11 protein-coding genes and 1 CRISPR repeat array (1 of these 12 running past the window's edge) are annotated in these 16449 nt (G+C 66.9%); of the genes, 9 read left to right on the forward strand and 2 right to left on the reverse strand.

The annotated features are described in order from the left end of the window. Window positions 1-198: 198 nt before the first annotated feature. Both R0145_RS15125 and phnW read left to right on the forward strand, forming a co-directional pair. On the forward strand, window positions 199-960 hold the full coding sequence (locus R0145_RS15125) for a GntR family transcriptional regulator (protein WP_317837704.1): 762 nt from the start codon (window positions 199-201) through the stop codon (window positions 958-960). A gap of 259 nt (window positions 961-1219) precedes the next feature. Further along, window positions 1220-3088, forward strand: coding sequence for a 2-aminoethylphosphonate--pyruvate transaminase (gene phnW / locus R0145_RS15130; protein WP_317837705.1), 1869 nt, complete (start codon window positions 1220-1222; stop codon window positions 3086-3088). A gap of 122 nt (window positions 3089-3210) precedes the next feature. Here the strand turns inward: phnW and R0145_RS15135 are convergent, their stop codons facing one another. Continuing rightward, window positions 3211-4191 (reverse strand): glutathione S-transferase family protein, encoded by a 981-nt coding sequence (locus R0145_RS15135; RefSeq protein ID WP_317837706.1) that lies wholly within the window; start codon window positions 4189-4191, stop codon window positions 3211-3213. 357 nt (window positions 4192-4548) lie between these two features. Between R0145_RS15135 and R0145_RS15140 the strand changes: the two genes are divergently transcribed. Then, on the forward strand, window positions 4549-5268 hold the full coding sequence (locus tag R0145_RS15140) for a hypothetical protein (RefSeq protein WP_317837707.1): 720 nt from the start codon (window positions 4549-4551) through the stop codon (window positions 5266-5268). A 25-nt stretch (window positions 5269-5293) separates the two neighbouring features. On the opposite strand, the gene R0145_RS15145 is transcribed toward R0145_RS15140, so the two are convergent. Further along, the gene (locus R0145_RS15145; protein WP_317837708.1) at window positions 5294-5902 is read right to left on the reverse strand and encodes a hypothetical protein; all 609 of its coding nucleotides are present in this window, start codon (window positions 5900-5902) and stop codon (window positions 5294-5296) included. Between the two features lie 284 nt (window positions 5903-6186). Between R0145_RS15145 and cas7u the strand changes: the two genes are divergently transcribed. From cas7u to cas2, 6 genes are read left to right on the forward strand one after another with little or no spacing between them, the layout of a single operon-like run. Then, window positions 6187-7473, forward strand: coding sequence for a type I-U CRISPR-associated RAMP protein Csb1/Cas7u (gene cas7u, locus R0145_RS15150; protein WP_317837709.1), 1287 nt, complete (start codon window positions 6187-6189; stop codon window positions 7471-7473). 1 nt (window position 7474) lies between these two features. Then, window positions 7475-9049 carry a type I-U CRISPR-associated protein Csb2 gene (gene csb2, locus R0145_RS15155; RefSeq protein WP_317837710.1) on the forward strand — a complete coding sequence of 525 codons (1575 nt, stop codon included), beginning with the start codon at window positions 7475-7477 and terminating at the stop codon, window positions 9047-9049. Beyond that, the gene (gene cas3u, locus R0145_RS15160; RefSeq protein ID WP_317837712.1) at window positions 9046-11877 is read left to right on the forward strand and encodes a type I-U CRISPR-associated helicase/endonuclease Cas3; all 2832 of its coding nucleotides are present in this window, start codon (window positions 9046-9048) and stop codon (window positions 11875-11877) included. The genes csb2 and cas3u overlap by 4 nt, the downstream gene beginning before the upstream one ends. Next, on the forward strand, window positions 11874-12923 hold the full coding sequence (locus R0145_RS15165) for a hypothetical protein (protein WP_317837713.1): 1050 nt from the start codon (window positions 11874-11876) through the stop codon (window positions 12921-12923). Before cas3u ends, R0145_RS15165 begins: the two co-directional genes overlap by 4 nt. Next, window positions 12920-14536 carry a CRISPR-associated endonuclease Cas1 gene (cas1, locus tag R0145_RS15170; RefSeq protein WP_317837714.1) on the forward strand — a complete coding sequence of 539 codons (1617 nt, stop codon included), beginning with the start codon at window positions 12920-12922 and terminating at the stop codon, window positions 14534-14536. The genes R0145_RS15165 and cas1 overlap by 4 nt, the downstream gene beginning before the upstream one ends. Next, window positions 14533-14835 carry a CRISPR-associated endonuclease Cas2 gene (gene cas2, locus R0145_RS15175; protein WP_317837715.1) on the forward strand — a complete coding sequence of 101 codons (303 nt, stop codon included), beginning with the start codon at window positions 14533-14535 and terminating at the stop codon, window positions 14833-14835. The genes cas1 and cas2 overlap by 4 nt, the downstream gene beginning before the upstream one ends. A 201-nt stretch (window positions 14836-15036) precedes the next feature. Then, window positions 15037-16449: direct repeats of the CRISPR family, unit length 36 nt; unit sequence GACTCCCGGGCTTCGGCCCGGGACCTTCGTTGAGGC; it runs 1802 nt beyond the window's last position.

The following is a 16449-nucleotide window of genomic DNA, read 5'->3' on the forward strand; positions in this document are numbered from 1 at the left end:
GTCCGTCATCAGTGGCCGGTGGGCCGGCCAATGGTCGACAGCCGCCGCCGTGTTCCCGGTCTTGGCAGGCTGCCTGACAGGCCTCGCCCCGACAGGTCTGATCCTGACAGCTCTGGCCCCGACAGGTCTGGTCCTGACAGGTCTGGTCCTGACAGCTCTGGCCTTGACAGGTCTCGGCTCGGACGGGATTCTCGGGCCATGACCGGCCCGGAACCCCCTGTGGATCCTCAGCTGTTCGCCTCGATGGAGGCCCTCGGGGAGGCGATCGAGGCGGGACGGGTCGCCCCGGGGATCCGGTTGCCGGCGGAGCGTGACCTGGCGGCGACCTTCGCGGTGAGTCGTACGCAGATCCGGAAGGTGCTCGACGACCTGTTCGAGGAGCATCTGCTGGTGCGGCTCCGTGGCCGCTCCGGCGGCACCGTCGTGGCCGAGCCCCGGGTGCGCCGGGACCTGCGGGTGGTGGCCGGGGTGCCGCGCTATCTGGCGAGTCAGGGGTTCGTTCACTCCTGCACGGTGCTGCGCGCCGGCGTCCGCACACCCGGCTTCCGCAGCCGGCACGCGCTCCGGCTGGACGACACCGCCACCGTCTGCTCGATCGTACGGTTGCGCCGCGCCGATGGGCGCCCGTTCTCCCTGGAGACCGCGGAGTTCCCGGCGGCCCGCTTCCCGGGCCTGGCCGACCGCGATCTCACCGGCAGTCTCTACGAGGTGCTGACGCAGCGGTACGGGGTGGTGATCGGGCACTCGGAGGAGCTGGTCGAGGCGGTGAACGCCTCCCCGCGCGAGGCCGAGTTGCTGGAGGCGATGCCGGGGGCCGCGCTGCTGGCGGTCAACCGGGTCACCATGGATGCCGACGGCGTGCCGTTCGAGCACTCGCGGGACCTGTTCGTGGGGACTCGGGTGACCGGGTACGTGACCGCTGTCTCGCCCGAGTCCTCATGCCATGCGTCACAACGTTGACTAGCCGAGCACAGCTGGAGCAGGCGCAGAAGCTGGAGCAGGGGCAGAGACGGAAGAGACGTCCAGTCCCGTCGCCCCTGCCCCCACAGTGTCGGCGTCACGCCCCGTTGGGGCGACGTTCACCTGCCCGTACGGCGCCGGGCGTAGCTTCCTCGGCAAACAACGCTGCGGCGTCGGCTTCTCGGTCACCGGACGGCATGGGTGATGGACGGCAGGGCTTGACGCGAGGCGCCCCCGGTCCGGAAGGGAACGTGAGACAGTGCTCGAACTGGCGGTCTTCGACATGGCAGGGACCACGGTGGACGACCACGGGTTGGTCTATGTGGCGCTGCAACAGGCGGTCGAGGAGACCGGGGTCACGGTCGCCGCGGACGACCTCCAACGGTGGATGGGCACCGACAAGGTCACCGCGATCGACGCACTGATCCGGCTCGGCGGCGTCGAGCCGGCGGAGGGCCTTGCCGAGCGCCAGTTCGAGAGGTTCAAGGTGATCCTCGCCGAGCTGTACGAGCGGCAGCCGCCGCAGCCGATCGGCGGCGCGGTGGAGACCCTGCGGGAGCTCCGCTCGCGCGGTGTCAAGGTCGTGCTGACCACCGGATTCGACGCAGCCGTGGCGACCCCGTTGCTGCGCTCCCTCGGCTGGGCCGTCGCCGGGACCCCCGACGCGGCCGCAGCGGCGGTGGTCGTGGATGCGGTCGTGACGACCGACGACGTCCCGGCCGGCCGCCCGCACCCGTACCTGATCTTCCGGGCGATGGAACGCACCGGCGTCGCCGACGTCCGCGCTGTCCTCTCTGCCGGTGACACGGCGGTCGACGTCCGGGCCGCCCACAACAGCGGTGCGCTCGCCATCGGCGTGCTGTCCGGCGGGGCCCCGCGGGAGATCCTGGAACGCGAACCGTACGACTACCTGCTCGATTCCGTCGCGGACGTCGTGGACCTACCCGAGCTGTCCCCCACCCCGGAGGCCCAGGCTCCGACCCGCTCGGCCGCCCCGACAACCTCGCCCCGATCGGCCGGCGTCTTCGATCCGCAGACGATCCCGGACAACGACTATCTGCTGCTGACTCCCGGGCCGCTGTCGACGACGAAGACGGTCCGCGCCGCCCTGCTCAAGGACTGGTGCACCTGGGACGAGGACTACAAGGCCCTCACCCGGGACGTCCGCAACGGCCTGGTGGCCCTCACCGGCTCCGACGACTACACCGCCGTCCTCATGCAGGGCAGCGGCACGTTCGCCGTCGAGTCGCTGCTCGGCAGTGTGCTCGGGCCCGACGACAAGGTCCTGATCCTGGCCAACGGGGCGTACGGGCGGCGGATGACGACCATCGCCGACATGCTGCGGCTCCCGCACACCACCATCGACTTCCCGGACACCGCCGTCGTGGACGTGGACCGGGTCGGCGCCGCACTCGACGCGGATCCCGCCATCACTCACGTCGCGATGGTCCACTGCGAGACCACCACCGGCCTGCTCAATCCCTTGGCCGAGGTCTGCCGGATCGCGCAGGCCCACGGCAAGCGCCTGCTGATCGACGCGATGTCGAGCTTCGGTGGCGTCGAGATCGACGCGGCGGGATGGGGCATCGACTTCCTCGTCAGCAGTTCCAACAAGTGCATCCAGGGCGTGCCCGGCTTCGGGTTCGTGCTGGCCCGGCAGAGCGAGATGGAACGCTGCCGGGGCTTCGCCCGCTCGCACGCATTGGACCTGTACGACCAGTGGGAGACGATGGAACGCGGCCGAGGCAAGTGGCGGTTCACCTCGCCGACCCACGTCGTCCACGCGTTCGCCCAGGCGCTCGCCGAGCTCCGGGACGAGGGCGGCGTGAGGTCGCGATCCGCCCGGTACACGGCGAATCAGGCCACTCTCGTCGAGGGCATGGCGGCGAACGACATCCGTACCGTCATCGCCCCGGAGCACCAGTCCCCGATCATCACCGCGTTCCACTACCCGGTCGGGGAGTTCGATTTCGCCACCTTCTACCGGGATCTGAAGGACTCCGGATTCGTCATCTATCCCGGGAAGCTGACCGAGCTCGACACCTTCCGTGTCGGCACCATCGGCGACGTCCATCCCGGCGACATGCGCCGGCTCACCGACGCGGTCGCCCGGCACCGCACCTGGTGAGTCCGCGGGTCACCGTCATCGGGCTCGATCCGGCTCGGGGTGCATCACGGGTTGGTGACGCTGCCGGACCCGCGGGTGTGCCGGACCCTCGTTCCGGCGGGCTGTCTGACCCGCTAGACCCGCTACCGGTGCGTCGGGGCGTCCCAGTCGACGTCGAAGCCGGCGGGGATGATCCGGGTGGGGTTGATGTGCGGGTGCGTGGTGAAGTAGTGCCGTTTGATCTGGTCGAACTTCGTGGTGTCCCGGAAGGCCGGCTGCTGGTAGAGGAAGCGGGCGTAGTCCCACAGCTGCGGGTAGTCGGCCAGCCGCCGCAGATTGGTCTTGAAGTGGGTGACGTAGACCGCGTCGAACCGCGCCAGCGTCGGATAGAGCCGGACGTCCGCCTCGGTCAGCCGGTCGCCGAGCAGGTACGTACGGTCCGCCAGCCGGGCCTCGAGCAGGTCGAGGGTGTCGAACAGGGTGCGGACGGCGACGTCGTAGGCCTGCTGCGAGCGGGCGAAACCGCAACGGTAGACGCCGTTGTTCACCGTCGTGTAGATCAGGTCGTTCAGCTCGTCGATCTGGGGCCGCAGCGCCTCGGGGTAGAGGTCCAGGTCGGGATCGGCTGCCCACTGATTGAACTGGGATCCCAGGTCGAGGGAGATGTCGGGGAAGTTGTTGGACACGATCCTCTTGGCGTGGTCGTCCCACAGCACCGGGACGGAGATGTGGCCGGGGTAGCCCGGCTCGGTCGCCTGGTAGAGCTCACGGACCAGGGTGTAGCCGTTGTACGGGTCGAGGGTCAGGTCGGGGCCGGAGCGGAAGGCCCAGCCGCGGCCGTCCCGGACGGGGTCGACGACGGCCAGCCCGACCACGTCCTGCAGCCCCTTCAGGTGATGGACGATGGCCTGCCGGCAGGCCCACGGGCAGGCCCAGGAGATGTAGAGCACGTAGCGGCCGGGCGCTGCCGGGAACTCACCGTCGGGCGTGATCCGTCCGGTGAACGGGTACTTCGCGCGGACGAAGCTGCCGTCGTCCCTCCGCTCGGGCTTCTTCTCCCAGGCGCCGTAATCGCCGAAGGTCTCGAAGTCGACCGGGCTGGCCTCGGGCAGGGTGGTGGTCATGGGATCTCCTCAGGCAGGGTGAAGTCAGGGAGGGCGAGGACGAAGGCGTACAGCAGGGCCGCCCAGACGTCGGCGGTGGCGAGCCGGATCACCGGCACCGGACTGCTGGCCATCGGACCTCTTCCTCGCGCACCGGACGCTGCTGTGTCACCTTGATCTGCTGTGTCGCTCGACCGTCCATAAGGTATCACCCATCAAGATTTCACTGATCCTTATGGGTGGTGTTCTGTCAGGGACCCGGGGGGCCGCCGACCCGCGGAGCGTTGCCCTTGGGTCCAGGTTCCTATGCTGGGCGCGAGATCCCGCCTCGCTCCACCACCGAGATCCCGCCTCGACCACCGCCCGAGAGGACGTCTCGTGATCAACCGCCCGACCCCCGTTCACCTGCTCCGCGGCATCCTGGCGGCCAGTGCGCTGCTCGTGGTCACGGTGGCGCTCCTGCACCTGTCCCCGGCGGACGGGCGGGGGCTGCGGCTCCTGGAGGCGGTCGCTGCTCTCCTCGCCATCCTTGCCATGCTGGGGCTGACCTATTGGCCGCGCAGCCTGTCCGCGCCGGCGCAGGCGCTGCCCCGCCGGAGCACCGCGGCCGGTCTGGCCCTGGGGCTGCTGTGGACGGTGGAGATCGCCATGAACAACGTGGTGCAGCCCCCGCTGCCGCTGCGCGACATCCTCGACAACGTGTTCTGGGGGCTCGTCGCCCTCGGCGTGTTCGTGGTCGCACTGCGGGAGGCGGTGCGCCGACGGACCGTACGCTCCGGCGTCACCGCGGGCCTCTGGTGCGGCCTGGCCACCGGGGCGGTGGCGTGCCTGACCGGCCTGGCGTTCGTGGTGTTCGGGATGCCGCTGCTCCTCGCCGATGCCCTGAACATCGCCGAGTGGGCCGACCTCGGCGGCGGATCGGCCCAGGAAATGGCGAACTACTTCGCCCTCGAGACGATGGCCGGGGCGATCGGGCACCTGGTCGTGCTGGGCCTGATCATGGGGGTGCTGCTCGGTGTGGTAGCGGGGGCGATCGGCAAGCTGGTCACACGGCGGCGGCCAGTAGTGGTCGGGGAGGCGGAACGTACGGCTGGCTGACGGCTGGGCTCCCCGCGCTGGACCATCACATCCGCCAGAACGCATGCACCAAGAGCAGGCTTCCTCCAAGGAAGCTGCCCGCCAGGGCGGTCCACCGGGTGATGACGGAGAGCTGACGGCTGATCCTGGCGGCAACGTCCCGGAATCCCTTCGTACGGCCCAGGACCAGCGGCAGCCAGGCAGCCCAGAGGGTCAGGGCCGCCACTATTGCCAGGATGAGGACGCGCGTCGCCCACGAGATCGCGGCGCCTCCAACGTGTTGCGCGATCGAGATGAACAGTGCCAGGCCGGTCCCGTCGGAGGCCGCCCCCAACAGGCCGAAGGCGAAGATGCCGTGGGCCGGGATGGCAACCTGCCTGTGCTTGCCACGTTCCGGGTGGTTCCGGGCGCGAAGGATCACCAACACGAGGTAACAGCCGTAACCGAGCAGCAGGACACCGAGCACGGCATCGACGAATGTGCTGGCCAGTTCGTGCCCGACCCAGTTCGACACGGTCTGACCGAAGAGGCCCATGCTGGCCGTGCCCACCACGGTGAGCACCACCACGTTGCCACCCAGGAACTGCCATGTGCCCTTCGAGCCATGCTCGTTCTGGATCGTGGCAGCCTGGACGAACAGCACAGGGCTGAGCATGGAGACAAGCGTCAACGGCACGATCCAGACCAGCAACTGACCAAGGTTCACCGAGCCTGCCTCCCTATGAGTCACTTGCACCGGCCAAGCGCGAGCCTGCCACGTGCCAGGCCCGGCCGGGAAACCCAGCGCAGCGTAAGACAGCGGGCGCGTCCGGCATGATGCCCCGGTCGAAGGACCACTCCCCGCGGGTGTCTCGCACACGGTCGGGCTCGGGTCATCACCGCGCTTCCTGGCCGGAAGTCTTGGACTCGTCTGCCGCTTCTTCCACGATTCGTCGATGAATGTCAGCGACCTGGGGCAGGATCGTCATCAAGCCCGTCGGTCATCCCATCGGCGGCCTTCGTCACGTCTGTGGAGGATTGATGAGTCAAGAAATGACGTACGGAAAGCTGGTCGAGGCCTGCTCCCCGGGGGGTGCGAGCGTACTGACCTGTGTGACAGATCTGGCGCCAGCCGCCGGCCCGCACGCCGCCGTCGCTCCTGCGCGATATGTCTCGGGAAACAATGCTTCCTACGCCTTCCAGACCCGCTTTGTCGACGGTCAGGCGATGAGCACAGCCCTTATTGACTCCAAATCCAGCCAGCTCAATCGCGTGGAGCTCGCGCTGGCGGACGCCATCCGTGACGGCGATCCTCTGCTGGGAAGGACCCCGCACCTGGTGGTTCATTACCCGGACCAGGAGGTGGCTGACTATGAACTGCCTCACCGGGTCTTCGACGGGCACGTGCGGGCAGGGTCGGTTGACGGGCGTCCGGTGACCGACCACCCCGTCTATCGAGCAGCCCGCGATGCCACGCCGGGGAATGCACGCGCATTGCTGGAGCTGAGTCCGGTGAGCCTGGTGCTGGGATCCTGGGATTCCACTCGCCGAGCCCACCAGGGGCGATATCGTTCGGCACTGGTGGGCGAGATCATCGGGGTGCTGGCCGATCAGTCCGATTCAGGCCGGGACATTCCCAGACGCGGCGGAGCGCGGCGAGATGAGGTCGCACCGAGCGTTCGGGTGAGTCCGAAGGATCTCGAGATGCTCGTAGACGCACAGCAAGACGAGCTGAGTCCCAAGAACGTGGAGGCCTTGCGCAGGACGGCCCAGAAGGCAAAGGCCGGGACCACCGTCTCGGCGGCCGCGCTCGGTCTCGGCTCCATCCCCCCCGCTCTGGAGACGCTCGGTCTGGTCGCCTGCCGTCAGATCATCCGGTCCCACGTGTTGTCCTTCAGTTCGCTGCGGCAGCTCCGATTTGGAGGCGATCTGGACGCCGACGTGGCCTGCCGGAGTCTGCTCGCCGCGCTGGCCCTGGCTGCTCTTGTGCGGTCCAACGAGGAACTCCTCCTCAGGGCCGACTGCGATCTTGTCGAGGCGTCGGCACCGGCATTTTCCCTCGATCTCCGTAACGGTCAGGGCGAGAAGCTCGATCGCCTGGATCGTGCGGTAGCAGACGAACTCCTGGGCGCTGCGATCGAACGCGCGGAGAAGCAGGCCGGGATCCGTTGGGAGGGCCAGGTGTTCGACGTGGTGGGCAACCCGATCGTCCACGGCGGTGTGATCGAGGGAGAAGAGGAGGCCTGACATGCCCACCCTCACCGTCACGGCCCGCTTCCCCCTCGGAGTCTTTGCTGGTCACGGTGCCGATGGGTCGAGCGTGGACCCGTTCCCGTCGACCAAGCGTCTCCACAGCGCCTTGATGCACGCTGCGGGCAAGGGAAGTCTTGCCATCCTGCGTAGCGGTGATCTCCGGCCGGCGGACGCATCACTCGCGGCACTGGAATGGCTGGAGACGCATATTCCTCACGCGATCCAACACCCGACTCACTGCTCGACTCGAGTTGGCACGCGCGAGCCGGCCAATGCCTATCGCGCTGAGGGAACGTTCGACAAGGCGAAGACCGGGGGCCACATCGATCGCAAGGTCCGGAAACAGGTGACCAACGCGATCGCCGTCAATGGCGCGTTCGGCTGGGAATGGTCTGGGGTCCCCGCCTCGGTCTGTCGAGTGGTGGAAGTCCTGTGCGAGGACGTGTCCTGTCTCGGGGAGGCGGACAGCCCGGTGGTCCTGTCGACGCAGATCCCACTCAGCGCGCCGATGCCTTTGGTCGAAGGAGCGGGACAGTTCACGCGGAGGGGGATGCCTGTCCAGACGCCCTCAGCAGGGCGCACGCGCGAACTCGAAGACGCGTACGACCGCGATCACCCGTTGAAGCACCCGGATCCCAAGGCCGATCGGTTCATTGCCACGCAGGGACCGCGGCCCTCGGAGGTCACAACACAGCGAGTGCGGAACGCCTACTACGAGGCCCCTGATGCTCCGATCCCGGAGTCCCCCTGGGTTAGGACGATGCTGTTCCCCATCGATCGTCCGATTGCCCAGAAGGATCGGGTCGGCTGGTGCGTCGCCTTTCACCGCACACTGGCGACGCGGCTCGGGGATGATGCTCCACCGGTGATCACCGGCAGCTACGGGAAGGGCGTCCTGGCTCCGCCGAATCGCGTGGCGATCCAGATCCTGGACCAGTCCGTGCTCCATCAGACGTCCAACGCTCATCGTTACATCTCCACACCAGCAGCCTTTGCAGTACTGGTGCCGCGCGATATCGCGCCGGCGGATGAGAGGCTGCTGCTGCACGCCATCGGTAGTCGGATGAGGGTATTCCGGCGGGGTGGTGCCGTGGAGACGTCCCTTGCCGTGACCGTCCCCGCCGGCGACTTCTGGCAAGCACCCGCAGCGGGAGCCATCCGGACCTGGGCGGCCGTTCCCGCACTGGTAGCGGAGACCAGACGACAGCGCAGCGATGAAGCAGGGCCGTGGACACTCGCCCACGCCGCACTGCTCTCCCTGGGCTTCGTCTTCCGCCCTGACTCCGAGATCAGGCACGGGGCTGATGGCTACCGCGACCTGATCCAATACGCACGAGCCCAGGGGGCCAAGGTCCTCAGTGCTCAACCGGTAGCAGACTCGCGAGTGGATCGGTACGCCCACAAGCTCCCCCAGGGGGTGGTGGCTCAGGTGTACCGGGCGCATCTCGACCTCGGACAGCTCACCACGGACACTTCTCTGATCGTCGCAGGACAATCACGTCATATAGGCGGAGGACTTCTCGTGCCGGTCGATCTGCCGTCGGACGTCGTTGACGCGTGGTCAGCATGAGCCTGACGCTGTCGGATTTCGCAGACTTCTTCGGCGCAGTGAACGAAGAGCGTCGACCGAACGAACGGGACCAACCGAGCAAACGAATCGGACCGTTCGCGTGGCAGAAGCGACTCCTTGAGCAGGTCGCGATGACCGGACGATGGCCCGATGTCATCAGCGCCCCCACGGGCTCGGGCAAGTCGGCGGTGGTCGAGGTGCACGTATTCGCCAATGCGCTCGCTGCCGCAGGGGCGGCGAAGCGAGTGCCCCGCCGGCTTGCGATGGTGGTGGACCGTCGAGCGCTTGTCGATAGCCACGTGGTGCGGGCGGAGCGGATTCGTGACGCTCTCAGGGCCGGTACTGACCCGGTCCTGCAGGAAGTGAAGCGCTGTCTCTCCCTCCTCACATCGGCCACCGACGCAACCGACCCGGATGGCTCACCCTTGGTTGTCGCAGAGCTCCGGGGAGGAATGTCCCCGGATTCGGGATGGATCGACGATCCTTCGGCTTGTACCGTGATCGGCGCCACCCCAGACATGTGGGGCAGCCGCCTACTGTTGCGAGGCTACGGCGCCAGACCTCAGGCCCGCCCGCGAGAGGCCGGCCTGCTCGCGTATGACGCGGCGATGGTCCTGGATGAGAGCCATCTGAACCGACAGCTGCTGCGTACGGCACAAAGGGTCGCCGAGCTCACGGAACGATTCGAGCAGGATCTGGGCGTCCCCACCTTGCAGGTCGTTCAGACGACCGCAACACCCGCTGCCGATGACGTTAGCCATCCGCAGAGCGTCATCGGAGTGGAACAGGCAGACCTCGACGGCGTCGACCACGACGAGCTGGCTCGTCGGCTCACACGCCCGAAGCCGGTGACGTTCGTCGAGTCGCCGTCGTGGCCGTCACGTATACCAGCCCCCCAGAGCCACATTGACACGCTGGTGCAACAGGTACTGGAGCTGTGCAGACCTGGTGGAAGTAGTACCCAACAGACCGGCCCCCTCGGCTGCATGGTCAACCATGTCGACACCGCCGTACGTGTGGCGCGACAACTCAAGGAGCGGGGCCTGGAGGTGGGCTGTTGGGTCGGCCGCAAGCGCCCGATGGACATCGACAAACTTCTGAAGGACCATTCCGAACTGTTCGATTCCGGCAAATCCAACGCGACCGACGTCAAGAAGCCTGGTGAGTTGTTCGATCCCAGCACGACCGACGATTCGGTACCCGACACCCCAGCACCTCCCTTGGATGTCCTCGTCGCGACCCAGACCGTTGAAGTAGGCGTAGACCTTGATCTGCGCGGGCTGGTGACCGAGCTCGCGAGCGCTTCCGCCCTGGCCCAGCGGTGCGGGCGGGTGAATCGCCGCGGACGGTTGGACGAAGCTCCGGTCGTCGTGGTGGGGCCCCAAGCGTCAAAGCCGATCCGTGATCTTCCGCCCTACAGTGCGGCTGATCTCGAAGAGGGCCGTGCCTGGCTGGCCCGCCTGGAGCCCGCTCAGGGGCTGAGTCCGTGGGCAGTGCGGTCGATGCCGCCACCGCCGGCGGCGAAGCGACGCCTGTATTTCATGCGACCGGAACTATCGGACGCCTGGCGGCTTGCCGCAACCTCCGATCAGGAGTTCGAGGACGAGAGTCTCGGGCTCTGGCTTCGCGACGATTTGGAGGATGACGCTCTGACGGCGGGGCTGGTGCTTCGAGGGCCACTGCCCCTCGATGACTCCGAGTCCATGGAGCTCTTACTCGCCACTCCCCCACATCCTGACGAGACCTATCCGGTGAAGCTCGGAGACCTCCGTATTGTGGCCGATCGCGTCTTGGCGGGGGATTCGACCGACCGGGCACGAGCATTTCTGTATCGGCAGCAATCTCGTGAAGAGACATTCACCTTCCTACGCAGTTCCTCCGACATTCGACCGGGCGATGTGGTGGTCATCGACAAGGGACATGCGGTCACCGAGCACGGGGTTGTGGTCACCGAGCTCCCCTCACGCCGCGAAACGGTGCAGACCGTCTGGGGCCCTGATCGCGTCTGGGTGGCCGTGCGTGATCATCCAGCGCCGGACGGACTTGCCTTCTGGTCTGACATACTCCGAGATCTGGCCGAGGTGGGAGCGGAGTCCGCCCAAGCAGAGTTCGATCTACAAACCGTGGGGACGACGGTGCAAGGAAAAATCACGGTACCTCGAAGCGAGGAAGACCCGACTGAGTTTTCGTGGCTGGTCGTCACCGGGGACGAAGTCAACAATGCAGACGAGAGCGTCCGACAGGAATGGACCACCAGCGGGGATAGCGTGCCGCTCGACAAGCACAGCGAGGCCGTCCGAGACAGGGCGGAGCTGATGACTGTGCGGATCGGTCTATCACCGGAATGGCGCCAAGTCACGATCGATGCGGCAGCCTGTCATGATCTGGGCAAGGACCATCCCGGCTTCCAGCGGGCACTCGGCCAGGCTCCGGCGGGTCCGCTGCTGGCCAAGTCGGCGACTCGTACGCCGCAACAACTCCGTGCTGACAAGCGGGCTGCGGGCCTGCCACGCGGCTGGCGCCACGAACACCGGTCAGTTCTCCATGCGCTCGGTCAGTTGGAGGGACGGCCGCATCTGAATCTGACACTGCGCCTCATCGGCACGAGCCATGGCTACGGCCGCGCCCTCACGCCCCAGCGGGGCAAGGAGCTCTGCGCGCCGGGTGACCCGGCCGAGTGGCAGTCACGAGCCGACGAACTGTACGACTTCGGTGAGTGGGCCTCCATCGTGGGAGAGACGGACCGCACCATCGGGGTCTGGGCCTGCGCCTATCTGGAGGCGGTCGTCCGAGCGGCGGACTGCCAGGTGTCTCGGGAGGGATCGTGAACATCGAGATCAGCGGCTCGGTCGAGGTCGCCCTCACCCACTTCGCCATGTACGGTCTCGGCCTTATTCTGAGTGACTCGGGGGCACGGCGCGTCCGCGTGTGGTGGGCCGACGGACCTGAGGCCCGCGCGACCGTGGCGTGGGAGGGAGATTCATCGGCCGCCGAGGTGCTCCAGCGCCATGCTGCGAAACACCATGAGGATGACTCCTGGGTCCAAGCCACCTTCAAGCACAAGTTCGAGCAGAAGGGGGCGATCAAGGACACAATCATCGGATTATTCAGTCCCCGAATCCCTCAGGCGGTGTCCGCCGACGCGTGGCAAGCCCTGGAGAAGTGTCGCGAGAAATACCTGGATGACCCCTCTTTGACGAAACTCGATCGGCTCATGATCGGCGCCCTCGGGGAACCTGCCCACTGGTTGTGCGGTGGGAAGGACAATCAACCGGACCTCGGCGCCACCCGGTGGGAGATGAAGACACGCAACCGCGGCGAGGAGTTCGTACAGCACCGTCTCGCTCCTTTGGCACATATTGTGGCGGGGCGCAGTCTCCAACAGATCGACGATGGTCTCACCGGGACGGCGATCCTCGATGAGCTGGGAAAGAACTCGCCGGGTTCCCGGACCGGGACCGGATTCTCGAGCCCAGGACCGGTCGACAGCGCGCTGGCATGGTGCGCACTGTGGGGTATCAGCCTGATACCGCTGGTGCCGCAGGTCGGGCGCATGTCTCAGACGGCCGGGACCTCGCCGCGCCGACGGGTTCACCCGGACCACGTAGCGTTGCCGGTCTTCACCCGCCCCACCTCACTCGACCTGTGGCGGGCGATCCTGGCGTCGGCAATTTTCGATCGCGCGGCCTTCGGCCAGAGTCAGACCGGTTCCGATGTCGCAGATCCTCGCGCGGCAGACGTCGCGAGTGCCCGCGCCACGTTGCGAGAGCGGGGGGTCGCGGGACTTGTGCGCTTTCCCGTACGCGTCGACAACCCCAACGCCCCCGAACGCAGCATCCTCTGGGGTGTGGTCGATCCGCTGGCGGATTCATGAGCCTTCTCGGCGCTGATGCCAGCGAGCCACTTCCCATCAGCCTCGTGGGCCATACCGTCTTCTGTCCGCGGCGAGCGTGGCTGGAGGCAGCGGGTGAAAGGGTCGACAGCTACCAGATGGAGGTGGGATCGTCAGCCCACCGACGCGTCGACGATCCCACCAGCAGCAGACCAACGGCCCAGCGATCGGTCGATGCGCATCATGCCGAGCTGGGAATCGTGGGCAAGTGCGACATCGTCGAAGGCGACCCGGCGCAGGGCGTGCAAGTGATCGAGTACAAGGCCTCGCCTGTGCGTCGACAGCCCACTGTCACGGATCCGCATCGGATCCAGCTGACCCTGCAGCGGATGTGTCTGGAGTCCATGGGCCTGCGGGTGGCGAGTATGGGGGTCTACTTCACCAATCATCAGAGCCTGGTCACTGTCGAGCCGAGCACCGAACTGGACACTCGAGCCATCGATTACGTGTCGCAGACACGGGCCATTGTGGAAGGTAAGTCGGCCCCACCCCCATTGGATGCGGACGAGAAATGCCGGTTCTGCTCACATGCCTCGGTGTGCCTGCCCGACGAGATCACCGCGGCCAAGCCGGCCCGGTCAATCAGCGTCACGGATCCCAACACAGACATCCTGCATCTACTGACGTACGGCAGCCGGGCTCAGCTGCGTCAAGGGCGAATACAGGTCGTCAAGGGGGACGAAGAACTCGCGTCGGTACCGTTGGAGAGGGCCGCGGGCCTCGTCATCTACGGCAATATTGATGTCTCCGGCGCTCTGGTCCGAGAACTGCTGTGGCGTGGTGCCACGATCGTCTGGTGCTCCGGAACCGGCCGGGTCATCGGCTGGAGTCGGTCCGCCAAGGCGCCGCACGGCCACGAACGAGTGGCGCAGTACCTACGTTCGGAGCAAGGAGATCTGGGCATGGCCCGAGAATTCGTGGCCTGCAAGATCGGAAATCAAGCCACCCTGCTGAGGCGCAACGGTACGGCAACAGCCACCGCCGTCGCCGACATCCGGAAAGTCAAACGACGCGCCGGGCAAGTCCGATCACTGCCTGACCTGTTCGCAGTGGAGGGCGAAGCGGCGGCTCTCTACTTCGCAGGATTTCCAGGCATGTTCAAAGAACGGGCCGATCAGTCGCTGGTCGGAGAGTGGGACGGTCGTGCCGGGCGCCACGCATCCGACCCGCTGAACGCCGCGCTCAACTTCGTGTACGGCATGCTGCTGTCCGACACGATCCGCGCGATCGTTGCGTGCGGGCTGGATCCGTCGGCTGGCTTCCTACATTCGAGTGCACGGAACAAGCCGGCACTGGCGCTGGACCTGATGGAGGAGTTCAGGGCCCCGATCGCCGACTCCGCGATAATCGGGGCCGTCAACAACGGATCCTTCGACGCCACCATGGTGACGAGATCACTAGGAGACTGCAGGCTGACGGAACGAGGCCGCAAAGTGGTGACCTCCGCTTACGAACGGCGGGCACAGACCGTCATCACTCACCCGGAATTCGGATACCGCGTGACCTGGCGGAGGGCGATTGAGATCCAGGCCCGCATGGTCCTCGCCGTGCTGGACGGAACCCGGCAGGACTATCGAGGGGTGCAAACGCGGTGACCAGACAGGACGCACATCGCTACGTCATCGCTTATGACATCACGGATGACAGGCGACGATCCGCGCTGGCCACGCTGCTGCAGGGATACGGCGATCGTGTCCAGTTCAGTGTCTTCGTGATCGACTCGCCGGCCGCGGGAATGGTGAGACTCAGCGATGCCATCCGGCAAGTCATTGACGGGGTCCAAGACTCTGTCCTCATCTGCGACCTCGGCCCATTGCGCTCGCTCGGGCCCAAGACCTTCGGGGTGATCGGTCGGCAGCGGCCGATCACCACGGGGGCGTCGTTCGTCATCTAGACACTCGAAAGCCGCGCGAGAGGTCGATCGGTCCGTCTGAGCGGCGCGCCCCTCGCGAAGGTGTCTCGCCTTGTCGCACGGGGTTTCTTACGGACCCCCGAAGCGGTGGAATCTGATCCCGGACTCGCTCGCTCCGACAGGCTTCACCACTCGCGGGAGGTTTGTGATTCCAGAAGTCAGGACCCGATATTATCGGGGTCTGACTCCCGGGCTTCGGCCCGGGACCTTCGTTGAGGCGTTCCACCGAAGCAGCAGAGACAGCCAGCCAAGAAGACTCCCGGGCTTCGGCCCGGGACCTTCGTTGAGGCTGGACGTGGACTGCTGACCCTGGTCAACAGCTGTCGACTCCCGGGCTTCGGCCCGGGACCTTCGTTGAGGCGACAGTGACACGGGGACCGCCCGGTGCGTCATCATGCAAGACTCCCGGGCTTCGGCCCGGGACCTTCGTTGAGGCGGGACTAGGGATACAGGCGGGAAAGCATACTTCCGGACTCCCGGGCTTCGGCCCGGGACCCTCGTTGAGGCGGCTATCTGGACATCGTTACGGGCGCGGCTCCGGACGACTCCCGGGCTTCGGCCCGGGACCTTCGTTGAGGCGGCACCGAGCTCACCCCGAAGGCGTTCGCGTTCGAGACTCCCGGGCTTCGGCCCGGGACCTTCGTTGAGGCGGCATGTGATGTGTCGATAACTCCCCATCGCATAGGACTCCCGGGCTTCGGCCCGGGACCTTCGTTGAGGCGCCGCCCTGAGTGACGAGGGCGGCGTCCAGGTCTTCGAGACTCCCGGGCTTCGGCCCGGGACCTTCGTTGAGGCACGTCGATCCCGTGGATGGCGAAACGAGTAAAGGTAGACTCCCGGGCTTCGGCCCGGGACCTTCGTTGAGGCGGGCCAGCAGGCGGGCGCGGCGCAGCCGGGCCGAGACTCCCGGGCTTCGGCCCGGGACCTTCGTTGAGGCCCACCCACCGCGATCACCATCGAGAGCGCGGTCGAGCAGGACTCCCGGGCTTCGGCCCGGGACCTTCGTTGAGGCGAGTCCCTGTGCCGCGGCTTCGACACGGAAGTCTGGACTCCCGGGCTTCGGCCCGGGACCTTCGTTGAGGCCTCACATTCTAGCTCGAATGCACTACGCGAGAGCGACTCCCGGGCTTCGGCCCGGGACCTTCGTTGAGGCTCGACCAGCGCCTGGCCATCGGCGTACGACGGGGAGGACTCCCGGGCTTCGGCCCGGGACCTTCGTTGAGGCACCCCGCCGAGCGCTGCAGCGACCTCTGCCGCCTCGACTCCCGGGCTTCGGCCCGGGACCTTCGTTGAGGCTGGTGGGGGTACTGGGGCTGCGACCAGATCAAGCGGACTCCCGGGCTTCGGCCCGGGACCTTCGTTGAGGCGCAGGGTGGGGCCGCGGCTTCGGCCTGGCCGTCTTGACTCCCGGGCTTCGGCCCGGGACCTTCGTTGAGGCCCGACCAGCTGGATCATCGCCCAGCAGGCCGAGCAGACTCCCGGGCTTCGGCCCGGGACCTTCGTTGAGGCCGGTACCAGATTCGGACGCCTGTACGACGGCATCGAGGACTCCCGGGCTTCGGCCCGGGACCTTCGTTGAGGCGACAAGCTCCGCCT

Source organism: Raineyella sp. W15-4 (assembly GCF_033170155.1).
In the GTDB taxonomy this organism is placed as follows: Bacteria; Actinomycetota; Actinomycetes; order Propionibacteriales; family Propionibacteriaceae; genus Raineyella.

Bases quoted from the DNA above. Each gene is read 5' to 3' on its own strand.
- R0145_RS15125 (WP_317837704.1), top strand. From the start codon at position 199: ATGACCGGCCCGGAACCCCCTGTGGATCCTCAGCTGTTCGCCTCGATG.
- R0145_RS15135 (WP_317837706.1), bottom strand. From the start codon at position 4,191: ATGACCACCACCCTGCCCGAGGCCAGCCCGGTCGACTTCGAGACCTTC.
- R0145_RS15145 (WP_317837708.1), bottom strand. From the start codon at position 5,902: ATGCTCAGCCCTGTGCTGTTCGTCCAGGCTGCCACGATCCAGAACGAG.
- cas7u (WP_317837709.1), top strand. From the start codon at position 6,187: ATGTCAGCGACCTGGGGCAGGATCGTCATCAAGCCCGTCGGTCATCCC.
- csb2 (WP_317837710.1), top strand. From the start codon at position 7,475: ATGCCCACCCTCACCGTCACGGCCCGCTTCCCCCTCGGAGTCTTTGCT.
- cas3u (WP_317837712.1), top strand. From the start codon at position 9,046: ATGAGCCTGACGCTGTCGGATTTCGCAGACTTCTTCGGCGCAGTGAAC.
- cas1 (WP_317837714.1), top strand. From the start codon at position 12,920: ATGAGCCTTCTCGGCGCTGATGCCAGCGAGCCACTTCCCATCAGCCTC.